Origin of the sequence: Paraburkholderia sp., assembly GCF_049581445.1 — a bacterium.
Lineage (GTDB): Bacteria > Pseudomonadota > Gammaproteobacteria > Burkholderiales > Burkholderiaceae > Paraburkholderia.
In genome coordinates, this window is the sequence record NZ_JBAURZ010000348.1 from 1 (window position 1) to 18,751 (window position 18,751).

At 62.6% G+C, this 18,751-nt stretch carries 20 protein-coding genes; 4 read left to right on the forward strand and 16 right to left on the reverse strand.

Features of this window, described 5'->3' with window-relative positions:
- From holB to mltG, 3 genes are all read right to left on the reverse strand, one after another.
- On the reverse strand, positions 1–637 hold a 637-nt coding region (gene holB, locus WCA85_RS29395), incomplete at its 3' end, for a DNA polymerase III subunit delta' (RefSeq protein ID WP_424068386.1).
- Between the two features lie 116 nt (positions 638–753).
- Positions 754–1,374, reverse strand: a complete 621-nt coding sequence (tmk, locus tag WCA85_RS29400; protein WP_424068387.1) for a dTMP kinase — start codon at positions 1,372–1,374, stop codon at positions 754–756.
- On the reverse strand, positions 1,374–2,384 hold the full coding sequence (gene mltG / locus WCA85_RS29405) for an endolytic transglycosylase MltG (RefSeq protein WP_424068388.1): 1,011 nt from the start codon (positions 2,382–2,384) through the stop codon (positions 1,374–1,376). The genes tmk and mltG overlap by 1 nt, the downstream gene beginning before the upstream one ends.
- Positions 2,385–2,462: 78 nt before the next feature.
- Here mltG and WCA85_RS29410 point away from each other — a divergent pair, with 78 nt between their 5' ends.
- Together WCA85_RS29410 and WCA85_RS29415 are read left to right on the forward strand one after the other, a co-directional pair.
- Positions 2,463–3,515, forward strand: coding sequence for a YgfZ/GcvT domain-containing protein (locus WCA85_RS29410; protein WP_424068389.1), 1,053 nt, complete (start codon positions 2,463–2,465; stop codon positions 3,513–3,515).
- Between the two features lie 56 nt (positions 3,516–3,571).
- Entirely contained in the window at positions 3,572–4,429 is an 858-nt protein-coding gene (locus tag WCA85_RS29415) for an NRDE family protein (protein ID WP_424068390.1), read from the forward strand.
- Here WCA85_RS29415 and WCA85_RS29420 read toward each other — a convergent pair.
- From WCA85_RS29420 to WCA85_RS29460, 9 genes are all read right to left on the reverse strand, one after another.
- Positions 4,395–5,357 carry an alpha/beta hydrolase gene (locus tag WCA85_RS29420; protein WP_424068391.1) on the reverse strand — a complete coding sequence of 321 codons (963 nt, stop codon included), beginning with the start codon at positions 5,355–5,357 and terminating at the stop codon, positions 4,395–4,397. The genes WCA85_RS29415 and WCA85_RS29420 overlap by 35 nt on opposite strands.
- 79 nt (positions 5,358–5,436) lie before the next feature.
- A complete protein-coding gene (locus WCA85_RS29425) occupies positions 5,437–6,348 on the reverse strand; it encodes an SDR family oxidoreductase (protein WP_424068392.1) in 912 nt (303 codons plus the stop codon).
- 174 nt (positions 6,349–6,522) lie between these two features.
- A complete protein-coding gene (locus WCA85_RS29430) occupies positions 6,523–7,521 on the reverse strand; it encodes an NADP-dependent oxidoreductase (protein ID WP_424068393.1) in 999 nt (332 codons plus the stop codon).
- Positions 7,522–7,597: 76 nt separating this feature from the next.
- Positions 7,598–8,185: a PaaI family thioesterase gene (locus WCA85_RS29435; RefSeq protein WP_424068394.1), complete on the reverse strand. Its 588-nt coding sequence runs from the start codon at positions 8,183–8,185 to the stop codon at positions 7,598–7,600.
- Between the two features lie 10 nt (positions 8,186–8,195).
- Positions 8,196–8,498, reverse strand: a complete 303-nt coding sequence (locus tag WCA85_RS29440) for a Dabb family protein (protein ID WP_424068395.1) — start codon at positions 8,496–8,498, stop codon at positions 8,196–8,198.
- Between the two features lie 246 nt (positions 8,499–8,744).
- Positions 8,745–9,542, reverse strand: a complete 798-nt coding sequence (locus WCA85_RS29445) for a BPSS1780 family membrane protein (protein ID WP_424068396.1) — start codon at positions 9,540–9,542, stop codon at positions 8,745–8,747.
- A 72-nt stretch (positions 9,543–9,614) separates the two neighbouring features.
- Positions 9,615–10,772, reverse strand: a complete 1,158-nt coding sequence (locus WCA85_RS29450) for a DUF1700 domain-containing protein (protein WP_424068397.1) — start codon at positions 10,770–10,772, stop codon at positions 9,615–9,617.
- Entirely contained in the window at positions 10,769–11,110 is a 342-nt protein-coding gene (locus WCA85_RS29455; RefSeq protein WP_424068398.1) for a PadR family transcriptional regulator, read from the reverse strand. Before WCA85_RS29455 ends, WCA85_RS29450 begins: the two co-directional genes overlap by 4 nt.
- Before the next feature lie 181 nt (positions 11,111–11,291).
- Positions 11,292–12,161 carry a LysR family transcriptional regulator gene (locus tag WCA85_RS29460; protein ID WP_424068399.1) on the reverse strand — a complete coding sequence of 290 codons (870 nt, stop codon included), beginning with the start codon at positions 12,159–12,161 and terminating at the stop codon, positions 11,292–11,294.
- 99 nt (positions 12,162–12,260) lie between these two features.
- Here WCA85_RS29460 and WCA85_RS29465 point away from each other — a divergent pair, with 99 nt between their 5' ends.
- Positions 12,261–13,247, forward strand: a complete 987-nt coding sequence (locus WCA85_RS29465; protein WP_424068400.1) for a zinc-dependent alcohol dehydrogenase family protein — start codon at positions 12,261–12,263, stop codon at positions 13,245–13,247.
- Between the two features lie 55 nt (positions 13,248–13,302).
- On the opposite strand, the gene WCA85_RS29470 is transcribed toward WCA85_RS29465, so the two are convergent.
- Entirely contained in the window at positions 13,303–13,893 is a 591-nt protein-coding gene (locus WCA85_RS29470; protein ID WP_424068401.1) for a BPSL1445 family SYLF domain-containing lipoprotein, read from the reverse strand.
- Between the two features lie 344 nt (positions 13,894–14,237).
- Between WCA85_RS29470 and WCA85_RS29475 the strand changes: the two genes are divergently transcribed.
- Positions 14,238–14,750: an LEA type 2 family protein gene (locus tag WCA85_RS29475; protein WP_424068402.1), complete on the forward strand. Its 513-nt coding sequence runs from the start codon at positions 14,238–14,240 to the stop codon at positions 14,748–14,750.
- A gap of 234 nt (positions 14,751–14,984) precedes the next feature.
- Here the strand turns inward: WCA85_RS29475 and WCA85_RS29480 are convergent, their stop codons facing one another.
- The 3 genes from WCA85_RS29480 to WCA85_RS29490 all read right to left on the reverse strand — a co-directional run.
- The gene (locus tag WCA85_RS29480) at positions 14,985–16,163 is read right to left on the reverse strand and encodes an acetyl-CoA C-acyltransferase (RefSeq protein WP_424068403.1); all 1,179 of its coding nucleotides are present in this window, start codon (positions 16,161–16,163) and stop codon (positions 14,985–14,987) included.
- Positions 16,164–16,233: 70 nt separating this feature from the next.
- Positions 16,234–16,860, reverse strand: a complete 627-nt coding sequence (gene pncA, locus WCA85_RS29485; protein ID WP_424068404.1) for a bifunctional nicotinamidase/pyrazinamidase — start codon at positions 16,858–16,860, stop codon at positions 16,234–16,236.
- Positions 16,861–17,001: 141 nt separating this feature from the next.
- On the reverse strand, positions 17,002–18,751 hold a 1,750-nt coding region (locus WCA85_RS29490), incomplete at its 5' end, for a 3-hydroxyacyl-CoA dehydrogenase NAD-binding domain-containing protein (protein ID WP_424068405.1).

An 18,751-nucleotide genomic window follows, 5' to 3' on the forward strand; every position in this document is an offset into this window, starting at 1 on the left:
GCGCTGGTGCGTCGGCCACACCCTGCGCGGCAAGCCATTGGGTAGCGACGTCTACCGGCGGCGCTGTCATCGGCCACTGGCGGCAACGGCTGATGATAGTTGGCAGCAGACGGTCGATACGCGCCGAGACCATCAGGAACACCACGCCCGCGGGCGGTTCCTCAAGCGTTTTCAGCAATGCGTTAGCCGCCGCGACATTGAGCGCCTCGGCAGGCGCCAGCACGACGACTCTTGCGCCGCCCCGGTGCGAACCGACGCCGCAGAAATCCAGCAGTCCCCGCACCTGTTCGATCTTGATTTCCTTGCTGGGAGCCCGGGTCTTTTTGCCTTCGTCGGCATCGCCTTTGTCGGCCTTGTCGTCCGTGGCAGCAATCAGGCCCGCTTCGGCAGCGAGCGCCTCGGGCACCACGATCCGGTAGTCCGGATGATTGCCTTGCGTGAACCAGTTGCAGGCCGCACAAGCGCCGCACGGCTCGCCGTTGGCAAGCTGGGCCTCGCACAACAAACCTTGCGCCAGATGCTGCGCGAAACGCAGCTTACCGATGCCCGCCTGCCCATGGAGCAACAGCGCGTGCGGCCAGTGCTCGCGCAGCTGTTGAAGGCGGTTCCAGTCATCGGCTTGCCACGGATAAATCATTTTTTCTCTTTTAATTCAATCTGCTGGGGTCGATATTTCAAGCATTTTCTGCCTGATTTTTACGCTGCAGGCGTGCTTGACTGATAGTTATGAGCCAGACTTATATTTTTTTAAAATCAAAGCGTTGAGACGATATCTTCAAGTCTTTTCTGAATTTCAGGAATGCTCTGCGAAGAGTCAATGATAGCGAACCGGTACGGGGCTTCCTCTGCACGACGAAGATATTCGGCCCGCGTGCGGGTGAAAAACGCATCCGATTCGCTTTCGAACCGGTCCGGTTCGCGCGTTGCGCTGCGCCGTTCGCTGGCCGTGCCGGGCGCCAGATCGAACAGCAGCGTCAGGTCAGGCTGGAAGCCGCCCTGCACCCAGCGTTCGAGTGCTTCGAGCTTGTCGCGCGGCAAACCGCGGCCGCCGCCCTGGTAGGCAAAGGTCGCGTCGGTGAAACGGTCCGAGAGCACCCAGTCGCCGCGCGCAAGCGCCGGCTCGATTACCTCCGCCAGATGTTCCCGACGGGCGGCGAACATCAGCAGCGCCTCGGTTTCGAGGTCCATTTTCTGATGCAGCAGGATGTCGCGCAGCGACTCGCCCAGGCTTGTGCCGCCCGGTTCGCGTGTCATGACCACCGACCGCCCGCTCGACGCGATATGTGCTTCCAGGCGCTCGCGAAACCACGCGAGATGGGTGGTCTTGCCCGCGCCATCGATGCCTTCGAACGTGATGAATTTGCCCCGCGCCATCATTGTCCTCGGATGTATTTGTCGACGGCCTTGTTGTGATCGCCGAGTGTGTCAGAAAAAATGCTGCTGCCGTCGCCGCGCGACACGAAGTACAACGCGGTGCTTTGTGCCGGATTGAGTGCCGCCTGCAGCGACGCCACGCCCGGCAACGAAATGGGTGTTGGCGGCAAGCCCATCCGCGTGTAGGTATTGTAAGGAGTGTCCGTCTGCAGGTCGCGCTTGCGCAGGTGCCCGGTGTAATCGTCGCCCATGCCGTAGATCACCGTGGGGTCGGTTTGCAGCGGCATCCCCACGCGCAAGCGGTTCGCGAACACAGCAGCGACCATGGGCCGGTCCGACGCCTTGCCGGTTTCCTTCTCAATGATCGACGCCATGGTCAGCGCGTCATAAGGGGTCTTGTACGGCAAACCCGGCGCACGGGCCAGCCACGCCTCGTCCAGACGCAACCTCATCAGATGATAGGCGCGACGGTACACGTCGAGGTCGCTGGTGTTCTTGTCGAACAGATAGGTGTCCGGGAAAAACAGCCCTTCGCCGTCGCCAATCGACGCTTCCGGCGCACCGATGGCCTTCAGCAGGTCGGCGTCGCTCATGCCGGCCGTATCGTGGGTCAGCGCGGGATTCGCATCCAGTTCGGCGCGCATGCGCTTGAAGGTCCAGCCTTCGATGATCGTCGCCACGTACTCGTTCACATCGCCGCGGGCGATTTTCTGCAGAACCTCGTACGGCGTCACGCCGCTCTTGAACTCGTAGTTGCCCGATTTGAGCTCGCTTTGCAGCCCCAGCAGGCGCGTCATGATGACGAACAGTTCAGGTTCCACCGGCACTCCACCGCGATTTAACTGCATGGTGACGCTGCGCAGGCTGCTATGAGGTTTGACCGTGACGTCGAGTTGCGCAGGGGTCAGCGTGATCGGGGAATGGGCCCAGTGATATCCACCGGCAATAGCTATTACGGCCAGCGCCACCGTGACGATGCCGGCAATGAGACATTTCTTCAGAAGGGACATGCGGAACGTGGGTGGGTTGAAGCCCATATAATACTTGTTTGCCTTAGCTAAAGTCAGAATTGACTGCTCTGTGAATCCATGAATGCACCGCTCGCTCCCGCTTCAGGCGCCGCTGCTGCTGCCGCGCCGACTACGCTCCCCCTGCTGGCGCGTCCCGCGCACGAGGAATTCGACGCTGTCAGCGGGCATGGCGCCTATATGGTGCTCACGCAGTTCGGCGTGATCGACGCCAATGGCGACGACGCGGCCAGCTTCCTGCATGGCCAGCTCACCAACGACACCCAGCATCTGGATGCGGCCAACGCCCGTCTGGCCGGCTACTGCTCGGCCAAAGGGAGGCTGCTGGCGTCGTTTCTCAGCTGGCGCTGCGGCGAGACGATTCGCCTGCTCGTGTCCAAAGATGTGCAGGCCGCCGTGCAAAAGCGTCTGTCGATGTTCGTGCTGCGCGCCAAGGCAAAGCTCACTGACGCAAGCGGCGAACTCGCGATGGTGGGTCTGGCAGGCGATGTGCGCAAGGCGCTCTCAGGCGTGTTCGACGCGCTGCCGGATGGCGTGCACGTGAAGGTCGACGGCCCGGCTGGCTCGCTGATCCGTGTGCCGGACGCGCTCGGCAAGCTGCGCTACCTGTGGGTCGGCCCGAAAGCCGAGGTCGAGGCGCGCTTGCCGGAACTCGACGGCAAGCTCACGCGCGTCTCGGCGGCAGTGTGGGATTGGCTCGATATTCGCGCGGGCGAACCGCGCATCACGCAGCCAGTGGTCGAGCAGTTCGTCCCGCAGATGGTCAACTTCGACGTGCTGGGCGGCGTGAATTTCCGCAAGGGCTGCTATCCGGGTCAGGAAGTCGTCGCGCGCAGCCAGTATCGCGGCACGATCAAGCGGCGCACGTCGCTTGCCAACATCGCGGGTGAACTGGACACGGTGCGGCCCGGTGCGGAACTGTTTCACCGTGACGACCCCGGCCAGCCGTGCGGAATGGTGGTCAACGCGGCATCGGCCCCGGATGGCGGTGTGGACGTGCTGGTTGAGGTCAAACTCGCGGCGCTGGAGACGGGCTCCGTTCATTTGGGCGCAGCCGATGGCCCGGCGCTTAAATTCCTGCCGCTACCCTACGCGTTGCCGACTGAGCTCTGATTGAGGGGCGCAGTGCGACGCCCCGCTCATCCCCAATCCCTCGGGAGACTTCCCCGATGTGCCTGATCGTTTTCGACTGGCGGCCAGACGCGGTCGACGCGCCGCTCTTTACGCTTGCCGCCAATCGCGACGAGTTTTTTCGCCGCACCGCCGAGCCGATGCACTGGTGGTCCGAGGCGCCGGGTCTGCTGGCCGGGCGGGATCTGGTGGGCGGCGGCACATGGCTTGGGATAACACGCGACGGCCGCTTCGCGGCGCTGACCAATTACCGCGCACCGCATGAAATGCGCCCCGACGCGCCGACGCGCGGCACGCTGGTGAGCAACTGGCTGAGTGGCGAACCATCGGCTCAACTCACGCCGCTTGACTACCTGCAACGTGTTGCGCAGGACGGAGCCATCTACAACGGCTTTAACCTGCTGATCGGTGACTGGACGCGGCGTGAACTCGCCTGGTATTGCAACCGCTCGTCGGCTGCGCCGATGCTGCTCGCGGCCGGCACGCATGGCATCTCTAACGCCGTGCTCGATACCGCGTGGCCCAAGCTCACGCGCAAGCGTGCCGAGCTAGGTAAATTGCTCGCCCGCGATCCCCTCGCGCCGCTCGAAAGCCTGATCGAGTTGATGCGCGATCCCCGCCTCGCCCGCGATGACGAATTGCCGTCCACCGGGATTCCTCTCGAACGCGAACGGGTGCTGTCGGCGGCGTTCATCGAATCGCCGGAATATGGGACGCGCGGCACGACCGCGTTAAGAGTGATAGCCAACGACGCCAACGGTGAGCACCTCAGCGCGGCAGTTGCCGAACGCAGCGATGACAATGGCTCGCATCGCGTGGTACGGCCGGGGGATTTTGAGCGAAGCTTCGCGTTCAATATCGTCATTCCAGACCAAACGCGTCGCGTAATGCCCTAACCGCATCCGCATGTGCTTTGGCGACGTCCGGCACAAATCCGCCCATCTTGAAGAATTCGTGGATCATCCCCGCGTAGCACTCAAGCGTGACCTCATTGCCCGCCGCACGCAGCTTCTCTGCATAGGCGGCGCCTTCGTCAACAAGCGGATCGTATTCCGCAGTCGCGATCCAGGCGGGCGCCACGCCGCCAAAATCCGGCGCGTCACGCGTACCGTCAAGCGGCGCGAAACGCCAGTCGTGGCGATCAGCCGGATCGCGCACGTATTGATCGAAAAACCACTGGATCGTTTCGGCAGACAGCAGATAGCCTTCCGCGAGCCGCGCGTGCGAGGCAGTCTGTTGAAGACTGCTGGTGCCCGGGTAGATCAACAGTTGCAGGGCCAGCTTCGGCAGCCCTGCGTCGCGTGCCTGAACGGCGCAGACCGTCGCCAACGTCCCGCCAGCACTGTCGCCGCCCACGGCAATGCGCGCGGGGTCGACGCCGTGGAGCGCAGCATTCGCATGCAGCCAGTCCAGCGCATCGAATGCATCGTTGACGGCTGTGGGAAATTTGAATTCCGGAGCGAGCCGGTAGTCGACCGATAGCACGGCGCATCCCGCGTCACGCGCAAACATCCGGCAAAGCGCGTCGTGGGTGTTGACGCTGCCAACGGTGAAGCCGCCGCCATGATAGTAGACGAGCGCCGGCACCGGTTCCGCCCAACTCGGCTCAGCCGACTGATAGAGTCGCACGCGAATGGTCGAACCGTCACGCACGGGCACAGCGAGATCTTCAACGGCAAACATCGGCGCGGACGGAATGTCGAGAATCGGCGCACTGCGCTCGTACGAAGCACGCGCTTTCTGCGCGGTGATGGTGTGATACGGCGGACGGTCGGCCCGCTCGATCAGTTCGAGGACCTGCTCGATCTTCGGATTCAGCGGCATGGCGCGGTAGACGGCGCAGCAGCGCCCCGGGTGGATGAGCGCCGTATGATGCCACGACGCATGAGGCTCTCCCGGTTCATTACCCCTTCACCGCGTCCCCGGCCTCACGGTTGGCAGCCCCAGCCCCCTCTCCCTTCACCTCCGGCTTGAGCGACAGCGGATCGGTAGGATTGCGCTGTTGCTCGATGTCCTCGTGCCGCAGGCGCACCGTCGGCATGATCGCCGGATGGGTCAGGATGTAGAAGCGCCCTGCTTCGATCGCCTCGAAGGTCTGTTGCGCCACGTCCGCCGCGCTCAGCTTGCCGGACTGCACGGCGCGCTGCAGTTGCTTGCCCGCTGCCTGTTGCGAGCGGGTCGGCGCCGAGTCGTTGCGCAAGGTGCCGGGCCGCGATCGTTCGGCATCGGCAATCCCTGTCGGCACAAACGCGGGACACAACAGCGAGCAGCCCACCGGCGCACCGGTAGTTTGCAGATCGTGATAAAGCGTCTCGGTGAGCGCCACCACCGCGTGCTTCGATGCGTTGTAGACACCCATCGCCGACGGCGATAGTAGCCCCGCCACCGAAGCCGTATTGACGATGTGGGCAGGTTCGTTCTGTCGCAGCATGATTGGCGCAAAAACGCGCACACCATGCGCGACGCCCATCACGTTGACGCCGAACACCCAGGCCCAGTCGTTCGCGCTGCTTTCCCACAGAAAGCCGCCCGAGCCCACGCCCGCATTATTGAACAACAGATGGATCTTGCCGAACGCATCAAGTGCTGCGAGGGCGAGCGCTTCGACCTGGGTGGGGTCGGACACGTCGGTGGGTACACCGACCGCGTCGGCACCGGATGCGCGCAGTGCTTCTACGGTTTGCGCGAGTGCGGCGCTATCGACATCGGCCAGCACCAGCTTCATGCCGAGCGCCGCGCCTTTGTCTGCGAACGCGCGACCAAAGCCGCTCGCCGCGCCGGTGATCACCGCCACTTTGCCTTCGAACTGGAACATCAGGTGTCTCCGCTGTCGACCATACATAGTTGGCATGTTGACCAGAATTGGCGCTCTGATTCCATGCAAAACAGTTGCTGATCAATTGTTGTTCAGATTGCGCCAATTCGTGAGGCGCGTACGGTCCGTTGCACCGACGCGCGACCGCTCGCGCTGAATTGGCGCCTTAACGCGTCAGATCAGTTTGACGAGTTGCTTGCCGAAATTCTTGCCTTTGAGCAGACCGATAAACGCCTCGGGCGCCTGGTCGAGCCCTTGTGCCACGCTCTCGCGGAAATGCAGCTTCTTTTGCGCGACGAGCGTACCGAGTTGCGTCAGCGCCTCGGGCCATACCTCAGGATGTTCACTGACGATAAATCCCTGCACCAGCAGACGTTGTGTGAGCATCAGCGCGGGATGCTTGAGCGGCAGAGGTTGTCCGTCATAGCTGGCGATCATTCCGCACAATGCGATCCGGCCAAAGGCGTTCATCCGCGCGAGCGTCACGTCGAGCACCTCGCCGCCTACATTCTCAAAGTAGCCGTCCACGCCGTCAGGTGTGACCGCCTTCAGGTCCTGATAGAGATTGCCTGCCTTGTAGTCAACGCAGGCATCAAAGCCGAGCGTCTCGACGACATAGCGGCACTTGTCGGCACCACCCGCAATTCCGACGGCACGAGCACCCGCGAGCTTCGCCAGTTGCCCAACGACGCTACCCACCGCGCCGCTCGCTGCGCTCACGACCACGGTCTGGCCGGACTGGGGTGCAATGATCTTGTTCAGGCCGTACCAGGCCGTGACGCCCGGCATGCCGACCGAGCCGAGGTACGCCGAAAGCGGCACATGCGAAGTGTCCACCTTGCGCACGCCGGCGCCATCCGAGGTACCGAATTCCTGCCAGCCGAACATCGCGACGACCTTGTCGCCGACTGCGAACTTCGGATGCTTCGACTCGACCACTTCGCCCACCGTGCCGCCAATCATCACTTCATCCAGCGGTTGCGGCGCAGCGTAGGACTTGCTGTCGTTCATCCGGCCGCGCATGTACGGATCGAGCGACAGGTAGTGGTTGCGCACTCGAAAGTGACTGTCGGCAAGCGGTTCGAGGGGTGTTTCTACGAGCCTGAAATTGTCCGGCGAGACCGGCCCTTGCGGACGCGAAGCCAGCACAATCTGACGGTTGATCTGGGTCATGACGAGCGTCTCCAATGATTTATCTGTGTTGGGGTCCGGCGCGGGACCTGCATGGCTGCACGTCCCGCCACCGCGTTCAGCCGTCGCTAGGACCAGGTTGAGCTGACGGATCGCTGCGCAAGCGTTGTTGGGTCACCTCGCGGCCCACGGCAAGACGACGCATGTACTTGAAGGTGCCGAGCGCCTTCGCGACGAAATGGCCCTCGCTGTCGCGAATCTCGCCTTCGCAATAGGCCATCGTCGTGGAACGGTGCAGCACGCGCGCGGTGGCGCGCAATTCGCCGCGGCCGGGTTGCATGAAGTTCACCTTCATCTCCACCGTGACCACGCCGACGCCGTTACCCGCCAGGCTGCGCGCGGCCATCGCGAGCGCGACATCGGCGAGCGTCATGGTCACGCCGCCGTGGGCGACGGCCCAGGTGTTCATATGGTTGGAAGCGAGCGGCAGGATTACTTCGCTCGCGCCATCAGCCGCGGATACGAGTTGCACGCCGAGGCTGTCGACGAAGGGACTTTCGAGCACAGGCAGCGCGTTGGAGGCGGCGGTGGGGTCGGTGTTTGACGGACCGGATTGGGCGGCGCCGGGTTGAACGTCGCCCGGATGGTCGGCCTGGTGATCGCCGCCCCCCGGTTGGCCGCCTCCGCCTTTCAACAAGTCACTCATTGGCGTGGCGTCAGACGAAGTAGTCGACGCTCTGACGCGCTTCGCGAACCGCACCTACGAAGGCTTTCAGCGCTTCGTGCGTCGGATGAACCTGGTAGGCATCGAGCGCAGCCTTGTCGGCGAAGTCGGAGACGAGCACGACGTCATAGCTGGAATCAAGCCCTTCGCCCCCGAGACCGACTTCCAGGTGCAAGATGCCAGGGACGATGTTGCGGCAGCCTTCGAGCTTTTCTTTCAGCTTTGCGGCATTTTCCGCACGGCTCGCGCCTTCTGCCGTTTCCTTTAACTTCCACATGACAATGTGTCGAATCACAGTATTCACCTTCGTTGGGTTGTGCGAGTCGTTACGATACCGGATGGCCGCCGCCTTTGCCGCGCGGCTAGCAGATATCGCCTGCCCGATGGCAGCGCAACACGTTCACGTGCCGGCGCAGCCATGATCATAAACCCACCAACCCTGCGGCCAAAGCGGCGACTGCGTTCTCGCGGGCCGCGCTACCCGGCTTGCGCCCAGCGCGCCACTGCAGACTTGCGCTTGCAGCCACCAACCGCATCCAGTTCAACGACCCACAAACACATCACGATACGCGCCGTAGATCGACAGCAGCGGCACCGCGGTCAGCACCGGCGTGAGCACCAGTGCGCGCAGCGCGAGCGGCACCATCGGTGCGAGCAGAACGACCGCCGCGATGATGACGAAGTAGACCAGCGTAGCCGGCCAGTTGCGCGCCGCGCCGCTCAGGCTCTCCAGCATCGCATCATGCGGCGTCAAGTCGTGCAGCATCACGAGCGCCGGGGCAAAGCAGGTCGACGCGGTTGCAACCGCGAAGATCCCTGCACCCAGCAGCGATTCGAGTACGCCGCGCACGCCATGCTCGCCGCCGTAGACGATCGAGACTAAGTGCTGCCCGCTCGCCGTAACCGTGGACTGCAACGAAACATGGAACGTCGCCAGCAGGACCACATACCCGACTGCGACGATCGCGGCGCCATACAGTCCGATCACGCACAGCGCATTGCTGCGACGTGCCAGCGCGGCGAACATCTCACGCATCGTCACCGGTTCATCCCTGCGCGCGGCGTCCTGCGCAACCATCAACGCGCCGACCGCCAGAGGCGCCAGCAACACCGCCAGCGGACGCAGCAAGGGCAGCATGCCCAGCAGCGTCGCGAAATCGGCGCAGATGAGCAGCACGCCCAGCCACAGCACCGGCTGCTGGCCGGCCGCGCGGCAGCCACTTACGAGCCATTCGACGATATGCAGCGGATTGACTTCTCTTCCACCGGAAAACGGCAGTGCCGGCACATGATGCACGCGGGTTCCCTTCGAGACTTGCCGCAGATATTCGGTGTTCATGACGATGTCCTTGGTCAAAGCGAAAAGTGAGTGTTGTTACTACCAGTTGTCCATTGCTTCAGATGTGTCTCTTCAGGGCGTCTGCTCGCGGTCAAGACTGGCCGAGATGACGTCGAATTGCCGCTTCACGTAGCGCGAGACCGCGCGCCACGTCACGCGTGTCAGCCAGATGCACAACAGCAGGCCGATCACGCCAATGGGGAACATCACGATGGCGTAGGTGTATTCGCCCGGCGATGCGTGCACGCGGATGACGTCGTGACCGTCGTCGATATCAACCTTGCCGCCGCCGATTTCCACCGAGTCCGAGCCGCTATGCACCGTCACGTGTTTGGACTGCCCCTGCTCGTCCTGTTCGACCTTGACGTTGTCGCCCTCGTCGCTGGATACGTCCCATACCATCGACTTGCCGTCCTTGCCCGAACGCGCCACCGAGACCCGGTTGTCGTCGCCATCCTTCAGATCGAGGGCCACCACGTCGTCGCGGGCGATGCTCCATGTCCCGTCGCTGTTTTTCGTCAGCATGTGACGCGCTTCTTCGGAACTGCTTTCGAATTTGAGCTTGCCGTCATCGGACTTGCGCAGCTCGATCGCACCGGCATGCGTCACCAGCGAAAGCTTGCTGCCATCCTGCAGATCGAAGACGAAACGGTTACCGACAATTTTCAGGTCCTTCAGGTTGCCGGGGGCCTCGTCGCTATCGTCGTTGTCGTTATCGTCGTCCGCAGCTTGCGAAGCCGATGCGCCGCTGGCGCCGGCGGCCGGTTCGTTCTTCGCATGCTCGCTGCTGCTACTGAAGCTGAACGGCAGCGCGTCGCGGGCGGTCTTGCCGAAGAAATGGTGACTGCTGAACGCGATCACGCCGACCAGCCCGGCGATGGTGAGCCCGATCGACACCGCATAGGCTGCTGTGAGCAGCACCAGGTACAACATGAACGGGATGAGCAACAGCACGTTCAGCAGACCCAGCCCGGAGATCGACACAATGACGCGAATCAGGTTGCCGAACGAGCGGCGGTCTTGCCACTGCCGGTAGTTCGCCTGGGCCTTGAGTTCGCGGGCCAGCTTGACCGGGTCGCCCAACGCGGCAATCACGTCTTCCTCACGGCGCCCGGCCGCCATCGCGTCGCCGATGTACTCGTGATAGTCCGCAATGATTTCATCGACCGTCTGCTTGGGCAGACTGCTCAGTTCCTGCCGCAGCGTCTCAATGAATACGTCCTGCTTCATGGGTTTTCCCCTGTTTCGATTTTTATGCCGGGTTGTTGCAGAACACCGTTGACCTCATCCACGAAACTGCGCCACTCATCTTCCATCTCGAGCAGACTGCGGCGACCCGTTCCGGTCAGCGAGTAGTACTTGCGTGGCGGCCCTGAACTCGATTCCACCAGGTACGTAGAGACCCACGCTTCGGCCTGCAAACGGCGCATCAACGGATAAATCGTGCCTTCGCTGATTTCCATCGTTTCCGCCAGCGTCGACACCAGCTCGTAGGCGTAGCTGTCCCCGCGGGCAAGGACGGCCAGCACACACATATCGAGCGTTCCCTTTTTTAACTGCGTTTTCATCAAATTCCACGGTTTGTAGTGTGCGTTGCAAGGTACCGTGCTATGCACTGTCACCGGACGCACTAATAGCCGCGGTGAACATGGCTGAAATGTAGCAGCCTCTACTGTTTTATGCAAGGTACTGTTTTATGCACGTTTCCGACTGATGAGATTTTGGGCTGCCGGGGCCAGCCATTCCGCGTCAGATATTGGCCAGCGCGGCGATGGTGACATCGAGCAGCGCCCGCAGCCGTGCGACGCGGCGCAAGTCGCGGTGATAGCCGAGCCAGACGTCGCGCCCGGGGGGCGCTTCACCCAGATCGATGCGACGCAATTCGGGCGTGGTGTCGCCAAGCGGGCACGGCAGCACCGCGAAGCCGCCGCCTTCGGCACACATGCGGGCCTGCGCGCCGCGATTGTTGCTGCCAAAAGCGATCCGCGCCTTCGGCAGCATGCGCTTGACCCACTCCACGTCCGGCAGCGAGCCAAACGCGCTGTCCATGCTGATGAGGTTGAACCCCTCCCCGTCGCCCGGCTCGGGCGCAATGAGGTCCATCCGGCCATAGAGCGCGTAATCCATGTGCATCAGCTTGCGCTGGATCACGTCGGACTCCTCAAACGGCGTGATGCGAAACGCCAGGTCCGTTTCACGCCGGGCGAGGTTATAGCGGCGCGAGTCCGTCACCAGTTCCACCGATACGCCGCGATGCTGCGCAAGAAACCGCGCAAACACCGGCGTGAGCACGTGGACGCCGAACCAGTCCGATGACGACACGCGCAGCAATCCGGTCAGTTGCGCATCCTTGCCGGCCAGCGCGCGGGCGATCCCAAGCGCTTCCTCTTCCATCCGTTCGGCGTGTGCGAGCATGGCCGCGCCCTCGTCGGTCGCCACGAAGCCGTCGCGGGTTCGCTGGAACAGTTCATGTCCTACGGCCTCTTCCAGCGCGCGTAGACGCCGGCCCATGGTCGGCTGGGTCTGTCCGACCTGGCGCGCGGCCGCGCCCAGTGTGCCGCAGCGGGCAATCGCCAGAAAAATCCGGACGTCGTTCCATTCCAGTTCCATCTCATTCATTTTCGTTTGTCGTCTATTCAATAACGTCGATTTACATGCGTTCTTGCATGACTCAGTATGGACGTGTCGAATCGCGCAATCAACCGGAAGGGAAACATCATGTCCATGCAGGCACTCGTTCTCAACCGCTACAACGGCCCACTCGAACTCACCGAACTGTCGGTACCGCAGCCTGCACAAGGTCAGGTGCTGGTGCGCATCGCAGCAAGCGGGCTCAATCCGCTCGACACCAAAATCCGCGCCGGCGCCGCTGCCCACGCGAAGCATCCGTTGCCGCTGGTGCTTGGCATCGATATGGCCGGCGTAGTCGTGGCGCTCGGCTCAGGCGTGAGCGCATTCAAGGTTGGCGACGAGGTGTATGGCATGACGGGCGGGGTCGGCGGGATTCAAGGCTCGCTCGCACAATACGCCGCGGTCGACGCTGATCTGCTCGCTTTGAAACCGGCCAATCTCTCGATGCGCGAAGCGGCCGCGCTGCCGCTCGCGTTCATCACGTCGTATGCCGGCATCGTGGACCGGGCGCACGTGAGCCCCGGCCAGACGGTGCTAGTTCAGGGCGGCGCGGGAGGCGTGGGACATGTGTCCGTGCAACTGGCGGTGGCGCTCGGCGCGAAGGTGTTTGCGACAGCCAGTTCGCGAGACCAGGATATTGTCGCCGGATTCGGCGCAACACCGATCGACTACAAGACGCAACCGGTCGAGGAGTACGTCGCGGCACTCACGCAAGGAAACGGTTTTGACGTGGTGGCGGATACCGTAGGTGGGACCACGCTCGATGCCTCGTTCGCGGCGGTGAAACACTTCGGCCACGTAGTCAGTGCCTTGGGCTGGGGCACGCATACTCTCGCACCGCTGTCGTTTCGCGAGGCGACCTATTCGGGCGTGTTCACGCTGCACCCGCTGCTCACAGGCGAGTATCGCGCTCACCACGGTGAGATGCTGCGCGAAGCCACGCGGCTTGCAGAGGCCGGTAAACTCCAGCCGCGTCTCGACCCGCGGCGCTTCGACCTGGCTTCTGCCGGACTCGCCTACGACGCCATGACGGGCGGCACCGCGCGCGGCAAGATGGTTGTGGACATAGGCTGATGACGTACCAGCCGCATCAAGCCTATCCACCGCATCGACGAAGGCCCTTACGTGCTCAGATCAGGAGCCTCGATACCTTGGTGCCTTCGAGCGAGATGCCGGCCATCAGTCCGGCATTGGTCAGCACAAAAGCAACCACCGGGCTCATCGCGGTCGAGGTATCCAGATTGCCGTTCGCGCCCACCTTCGCGAGTGCGACGGTGGCGTCCGCACCCGCTGCCCAGCCCTGGCTCTGCAGGAAGCTGTCAAGCGCCGGCTGGGTCAGGAACGCGAAGATAATCGCCTTGGATTGCGCGCCTATTTGCAACCCGAATGACCCGGCCACGGTGCTGTAAAAACCGGTAGTCTGGCCGTCGACGCGCAGACCGCCCTGCCCGTACTGCCCGCCGAACCAGAAGCCCGCCGCAAATACCGACGGAAACACCAGCACTCCGCGCGCCTTGCCAAGAATCTCTTGCGAACCATGCACTGTGGTCTGCAGACGAGTGAGCGTCGAATCAATTCCGGCGTTGATGGTGTTGCGCTGCTGCGCGTTGTCCTCGGCGGTCTCACCCGAGCCGAGCGGTGTGGTGGTGCAGCCCCCGAGCGTAAGTCCGCTCGCCGCCAGTAGAACGCTGGTACCGGTAATGAATTGACGTCGATGCATCGTCGCTTTCCTATGAAGAGTGAGTGAGGAACAAGCCCGCGCGAAAAGCTTGCACAGCGCGTTTTGCAGCGTTGTACGGCATTGAAATCCGTTTTCGCCTCATCTGCAACCGTTACATTTGCGCTTGGGGTTTACGCTTCGTGGTCCACACCTTGGCTTGAGCGCTGCGCCACGTGAGATGCAGATGGGACCATCGTCATTGCAGCGAGTTCGCGCAGCAGAATGCAGCATGCGTGCAATAGGCTCGTGGCGCCAATACCGGCGAACGTGCAGCCGCGTACACCGCCAGCCAGGGCTGGCCCGGTACAATACGGCGCAACGCAGTCTCACTCGAGGTGCAGGCCATGTCCTTCTTTCGTGTGCTGTCTCGCCGATCGGCACGACCGATCCGTTTGCTGGCAGTGACGGTGCTAGCCGTCTTGACGTTAGGCAGTTGCGCGGAAATATTCGGCCACGATCCGCTGCGGGTGAGCGTAGCGGGTATCGAACCGCTCGCGAGCGAGGGCCTCGAGATGCGCTTTGACATGAAGCTGCGAATCCAGAATCCGAACGACACGGCGCTCGACTTCGACGGCGTCTCCGTCGACCTTCAGGTGAACGGCAAGTCGTTCGCCAGCGGCGTCAGCGACCAGCACGGCAGCGTGCCGCGCTATGGCGAGACGCTCGTCAGCGTGCCGCTCACGGTGTCCGCATTTACTGCGCTGCGTCAGGCTTTTTCACTCGCGGGCAGCGATGCGCCCATTGGCCAGTTCCCCTATATCTTGCGCGGCCGGCTCGCCGGCGGCTTGACGGGAGGAACACGCTTTATCGATCAGGGTACGTTGTCGCTTCCAGGGCTTGGACTCGCAGGCCAATGAACGGGACAGGCAATGTGCGCTGAGGACCTTACGCCAGGAAGTTGAGGGCGACGCGCCAGAAAAAATCATGGGCCAATGAACCGCACACGCCGTGTCCGCTGCTGAAAACACGCCAGCAGGAAGTTAAAGGCGGCGGCCTCAAAGAAAAGCGGGTGTGACTGGAAGCCATGGTTTTAACACCGCTTCCAACCACACCCGCCCGCTCTAGCAACAAGTCCAGCAACAGCCCGCGCGTCACACCACTTCGAACAACCCCGCCGCGCCCTGGCCGCCACCTATACACATCGTCACCACCACCAGCTTCGCGCCACGCCGCTTGCCTTCGATTAACGCGTGTCCGGTCAGACGCGCGCCCGACACGCCATACGGATGGCCAACCGCAATTGCGCCGCCGTTGACGTTGAGCTTGTCATGCGGAATCCCAAGCTTGTCCGCGCAATACAGCACCTGCACGGCGAATGCCTCGTTCAACTCCCACAGGTCGATATCCCCGACCTTTAAGCCAGCCTGCTTGAGCAGCTTCGGCACCGCGAACACCGGACCAATACCCATCTCATCCGGCTCGCAGCCGGCCACCGCAAAGCCGCGGAAAATGCCTAGCGGCTGCAAGCCTTCGCGCTCAGCCACCTTCGCGTTCATCACGACACACGCCGACGCGCCGTCCGAAAACTGGCTCGCATTGCCCGCCGTGATCACACCGCCGGGCATTGCGGTCCGAATCTTCGACACGCCTTCGAGCGTCGTATCCGCGCGGATGCCTTCGTCGGCGGCAATCGTCACTTCCTTCGTGAAGAGACGCCCGCTCGCCTTGTCAGCGACGCCGGCGAGCACCGTCATTGGCACGATCTCATCGTTGAACTTGCCGGCTTCCTGCGCGGCCGCTGCCCGTTGTTGCGAGCGCACACCGTATTCGTCCTGGCGCTCTTTCGAAATCGAATAGCGTTTGGCGACGGTTTCAGCGGTCTGCAGCATCGACCAGTAGATCTCAGGCTTGTTCTTGTTGAGCCAGCCTTCGACCATCATGTGGCGGTTCATCTCGTTCTGCACGCACGAGATTGACTCAACCCCGCCCGCCACGAACACGTCGCCTTCACCGGCAATCACACGCTGCGCGGCGAGCGCAATCGTCTGTAGCCCCGACGAGCAAAAGCGGTTGACCGTCATACCCGGCACGCTGACCGGCAAGCCGCCGCGCAACGCGATTTGCCGCGCGATATTGCCACCCGTCGCGCCTTCCGGATTTGCGCAGCCCATGATCACGTCTTCAACGCGGGCCGGATCGAGCTTGGCGCGCTCGACGGCAGCCTGGGTCACATGGCCACCGAGCGTTGCGCCATGCGTCATGTTGAATGCGCCGCGCCACGATTTGGCAAGACCCGTGCGGGCGGTCGATACGATTACGGCGTCAGTCATGCATGTCTCCTGCTTCCAATGTTGAATGAGGTTCGCTGCGCCAGGTGTCTGGACGAGGCCCGGGATTGGGTCAGCCCGTCAGGTCCGCGATCTGCACGCGCTTTACACCCGCTGCGTGCAGATCGCGCCATGCGGCGTCGAGCGAACCGTTGAGATCGATGGCGCGGGACGCGTCTTCGATCAGTGCAACTTCAAATCCTGCCGCCCGCGCGTCGAGCGCAGACCAGGCGACGCAATAGTCGGTCGCGAGACCGCAACACCACACGCGGCGCACACCGGTTTCGCGCAGATAGCCCGCGAGTCCAGTCGGCGTCTTGCGATCGGCTTCGAGAAACGCCGAATAACTGTCGACGCCCACGTGATGTCCTTTACGGATCACGGCACGCGCGTGCGGTATGTCCAGATCCGCGTGCAAAGCCGCCCCCGGCGTGTTCTGCACGCAATGGGTCGGCCACAGCACCTGTTCGCCATAAGGCAGCGTGAGCATCTCGAACGGCTGACGTCCCGCGTGATTGGCGGCAAACGAAATGTGCGAGGCCGGATGCCAGTCTTGCGTCAGAACCACATGACCAAAGCCGCGCGCAAGACGGTTGATCACGGGCACGACTTCATCGCCATGCGCGACGGCCAACGCGCCGCCTGGCATGAAGTCGTTTTGCACGTCGACTACGAGCAGTACTTCGTCGGCGTTTTTCATTGCGCCATCTCGCTCATTTTGTTCATTTCGCCGCGTTCCGCTTGAGATCTGGCTAAGGACTATTCGAGGTCCCGTTTGACGTCCGACTGCAAGCCATCCGCGAACTGTCCTGTCCGTTCGCGGTCCGCTCCAGCCGCACACCTAGCCGTTAAACCCACGGCCCTCGCTCGCGCGTTGGGTAATGCTCGGCGCCAGTTTCCACGCATCGCCGTTCGGCCGCGCGGCATAACCGCGAATCGCCCGCTCGACGTTGTAGAGGCCCACCGTGTCTGCATACAGCATTGGGCCGCCGCGCCACAGCGGGAAGCCGTAGCCAGTCAGATACACCATGTCGATATCCGACGCTTTCGACGCGATGCCCTCTTCGAGAATCTTCGCGCCTTCATTGGCGAGCGCGAACACCAGACGCTCGACGATTTCCTCGTCGCTGATCTTGCGACGCTGCGCGCCGGTTTCCTGCGAAAACCCGACGATCATGTCGTCCACCAGCTTCGATGGATACGCCGTGCGGTCGCCCGCCTTGTAGTCGTACCAGCCGCCGCCCGTCTTCTGCCCGAAGCGCCCGGTCTCACACAGACGGTCGGCGATCTTCGAGTAATGCATATCCGGATGTTCGAGATAGCGGCGCTTGCGGATCGCCCAGCCGATATCGTTGCCCGCCAGATCGCTCATGCGGAACGGGCCCATCGCGAAGCCGAACTTCTCGATCGCCTTGTCGACCTGTGCCGGCAACGCGCCTTCTTCAAGCATGAAGAGCGCCTGACGGATGTACTGCTCGATCATCCGGTTGCCGATAAAGCCGTCGCACACGCCCGAGACCACCGCGGTCTTCTTGATCTTCTTCGCCAGTTGCATGACGGTGGCGAGCACGTCCTTGGCGGTGGCGTTGCCGCGCACCACTTCGAGCAGCTTCATCACGTTGGCCGGGCTGAAAAAGTGCATACCGACCACGTCCTGCGGACGCTTCGTGAATGCCGCGATCTTGTCGACATCCAGCGTGGAGGTGTTTGAGGCGAGGATCGCGCCCGGTTTCGCAACTTCATCCAGTTGCTTGAACACCTGCTCCTTGACGCCGAGTTCTTCGAACACGGCTTCGACAATCAGATCAGCCGTTTTCAGATCGTCGTAAGACAGCGTCGGGGTGATCAGCGCCATGCGCTGTTCGAGCGCCTCAGGCTTGAGCTTGCCCTTCTTGACCGTCGCTTCATAGTTCTTGCGGATTGTCGCGATACCGCGATCGAGGGCTTCCTGTTTCGTTTCCAGCAACGTCACCGGCAAGCCCGCGTTGATGAAGTTCATCGCGATGCCGCCGCCCATCGTGCCCGCGCCAATCACGGCGACCTGCTTGATCTCACGAACCGGCGTGTCCGACGGCACATCCGGAATCTTGCTAGCAGCACGCTCGCCGAAGAATGCATGACGCAACGCATGACTTTCCGGCGTCTGCACCAGCGCGACGAAGCATTCGCGTTCAAACGCGAGACCCTTGACGAAGCCGTTTTTCACACCAGCTTCCACCGCGTCGATGCACTTGAGCGGGGCCGGGAAGTTCTTCGCGATCGCCGCGACATTATTGCGCGCGTACTGAATGAAGCCTTCCGCGTTCGGATGTTCGATCTTGCGATCACGCACCTTCGGGTGCGGTCCCGCCTGTGCCCCGACCTTACGCGCAAACGCGAGCGCGCCTTCAGCCAGATTGCCTTCGACGATCTCATCGAAGAGGCCCGAACCGGCGAGCTTCTCCGACATCACGGGTGCGCCCGAGACAATCATGTTGAGTGCCGCTTCGAGGCCGATGGCGCGCGGCAGACGCTGCGTGCCGCCCGCCCCCGGCAGAATGCCGAGCTTCACTTCCGGCAGCGCGATCTGCGCACCCGGTGCCGCGATGCGG

Bases quoted from the DNA above. Each gene is read 5' to 3' on its own strand.
- tmk (WP_424068387.1), bottom strand. From the start codon at position 1,374: ATGGCGCGGGGCAAATTCATCACGTTCGAAGGCATCGATGGCGCGGGC.
- mltG (WP_424068388.1), bottom strand. From the start codon at position 2,384: ATGTCCCTTCTGAAGAAATGTCTCATTGCCGGCATCGTCACGGTGGCG.
- WCA85_RS29410 (WP_424068389.1), top strand. From the start codon at position 2,463: ATGAATGCACCGCTCGCTCCCGCTTCAGGCGCCGCTGCTGCTGCCGCG.
- WCA85_RS29415 (WP_424068390.1), top strand. From the start codon at position 3,572: ATGTGCCTGATCGTTTTCGACTGGCGGCCAGACGCGGTCGACGCGCCG.
- WCA85_RS29420 (WP_424068391.1), bottom strand. From the start codon at position 5,357: ATGCCGCTGAATCCGAAGATCGAGCAGGTCCTCGAACTGATCGAGCGG.
- WCA85_RS29425 (WP_424068392.1), bottom strand. From the start codon at position 6,348: ATGTTCCAGTTCGAAGGCAAAGTGGCGGTGATCACCGGCGCGGCGAGC.
- WCA85_RS29430 (WP_424068393.1), bottom strand. From the start codon at position 7,521: ATGACCCAGATCAACCGTCAGATTGTGCTGGCTTCGCGTCCGCAAGGG.
- WCA85_RS29435 (WP_424068394.1), bottom strand. From the start codon at position 8,185: ATGAGTGACTTGTTGAAAGGCGGAGGCGGCCAACCGGGGGGCGGCGAT.
- WCA85_RS29445 (WP_424068396.1), bottom strand. From the start codon at position 9,542: ATGAACACCGAATATCTGCGGCAAGTCTCGAAGGGAACCCGCGTGCAT.
- WCA85_RS29450 (WP_424068397.1), bottom strand. From the start codon at position 10,772: ATGAAGCAGGACGTATTCATTGAGACGCTGCGGCAGGAACTGAGCAGT.
- WCA85_RS29455 (WP_424068398.1), bottom strand. From the start codon at position 11,110: ATGAAAACGCAGTTAAAAAAGGGAACGCTCGATATGTGTGTGCTGGCC.
- WCA85_RS29460 (WP_424068399.1), bottom strand. From the start codon at position 12,161: ATGAATGAGATGGAACTGGAATGGAACGACGTCCGGATTTTTCTGGCG.
- WCA85_RS29465 (WP_424068400.1), top strand. From the start codon at position 12,261: ATGTCCATGCAGGCACTCGTTCTCAACCGCTACAACGGCCCACTCGAA.
- WCA85_RS29470 (WP_424068401.1), bottom strand. From the start codon at position 13,893: ATGCATCGACGTCAATTCATTACCGGTACCAGCGTTCTACTGGCGGCG.
- WCA85_RS29475 (WP_424068402.1), top strand. From the start codon at position 14,238: ATGTCCTTCTTTCGTGTGCTGTCTCGCCGATCGGCACGACCGATCCGT.
- WCA85_RS29480 (WP_424068403.1), bottom strand. From the start codon at position 16,163: ATGACTGACGCCGTAATCGTATCGACCGCCCGCACGGGTCTTGCCAAA.
- pncA (WP_424068404.1), bottom strand. From the start codon at position 16,860: ATGAAAAACGCCGACGAAGTACTGCTCGTAGTCGACGTGCAAAACGAC.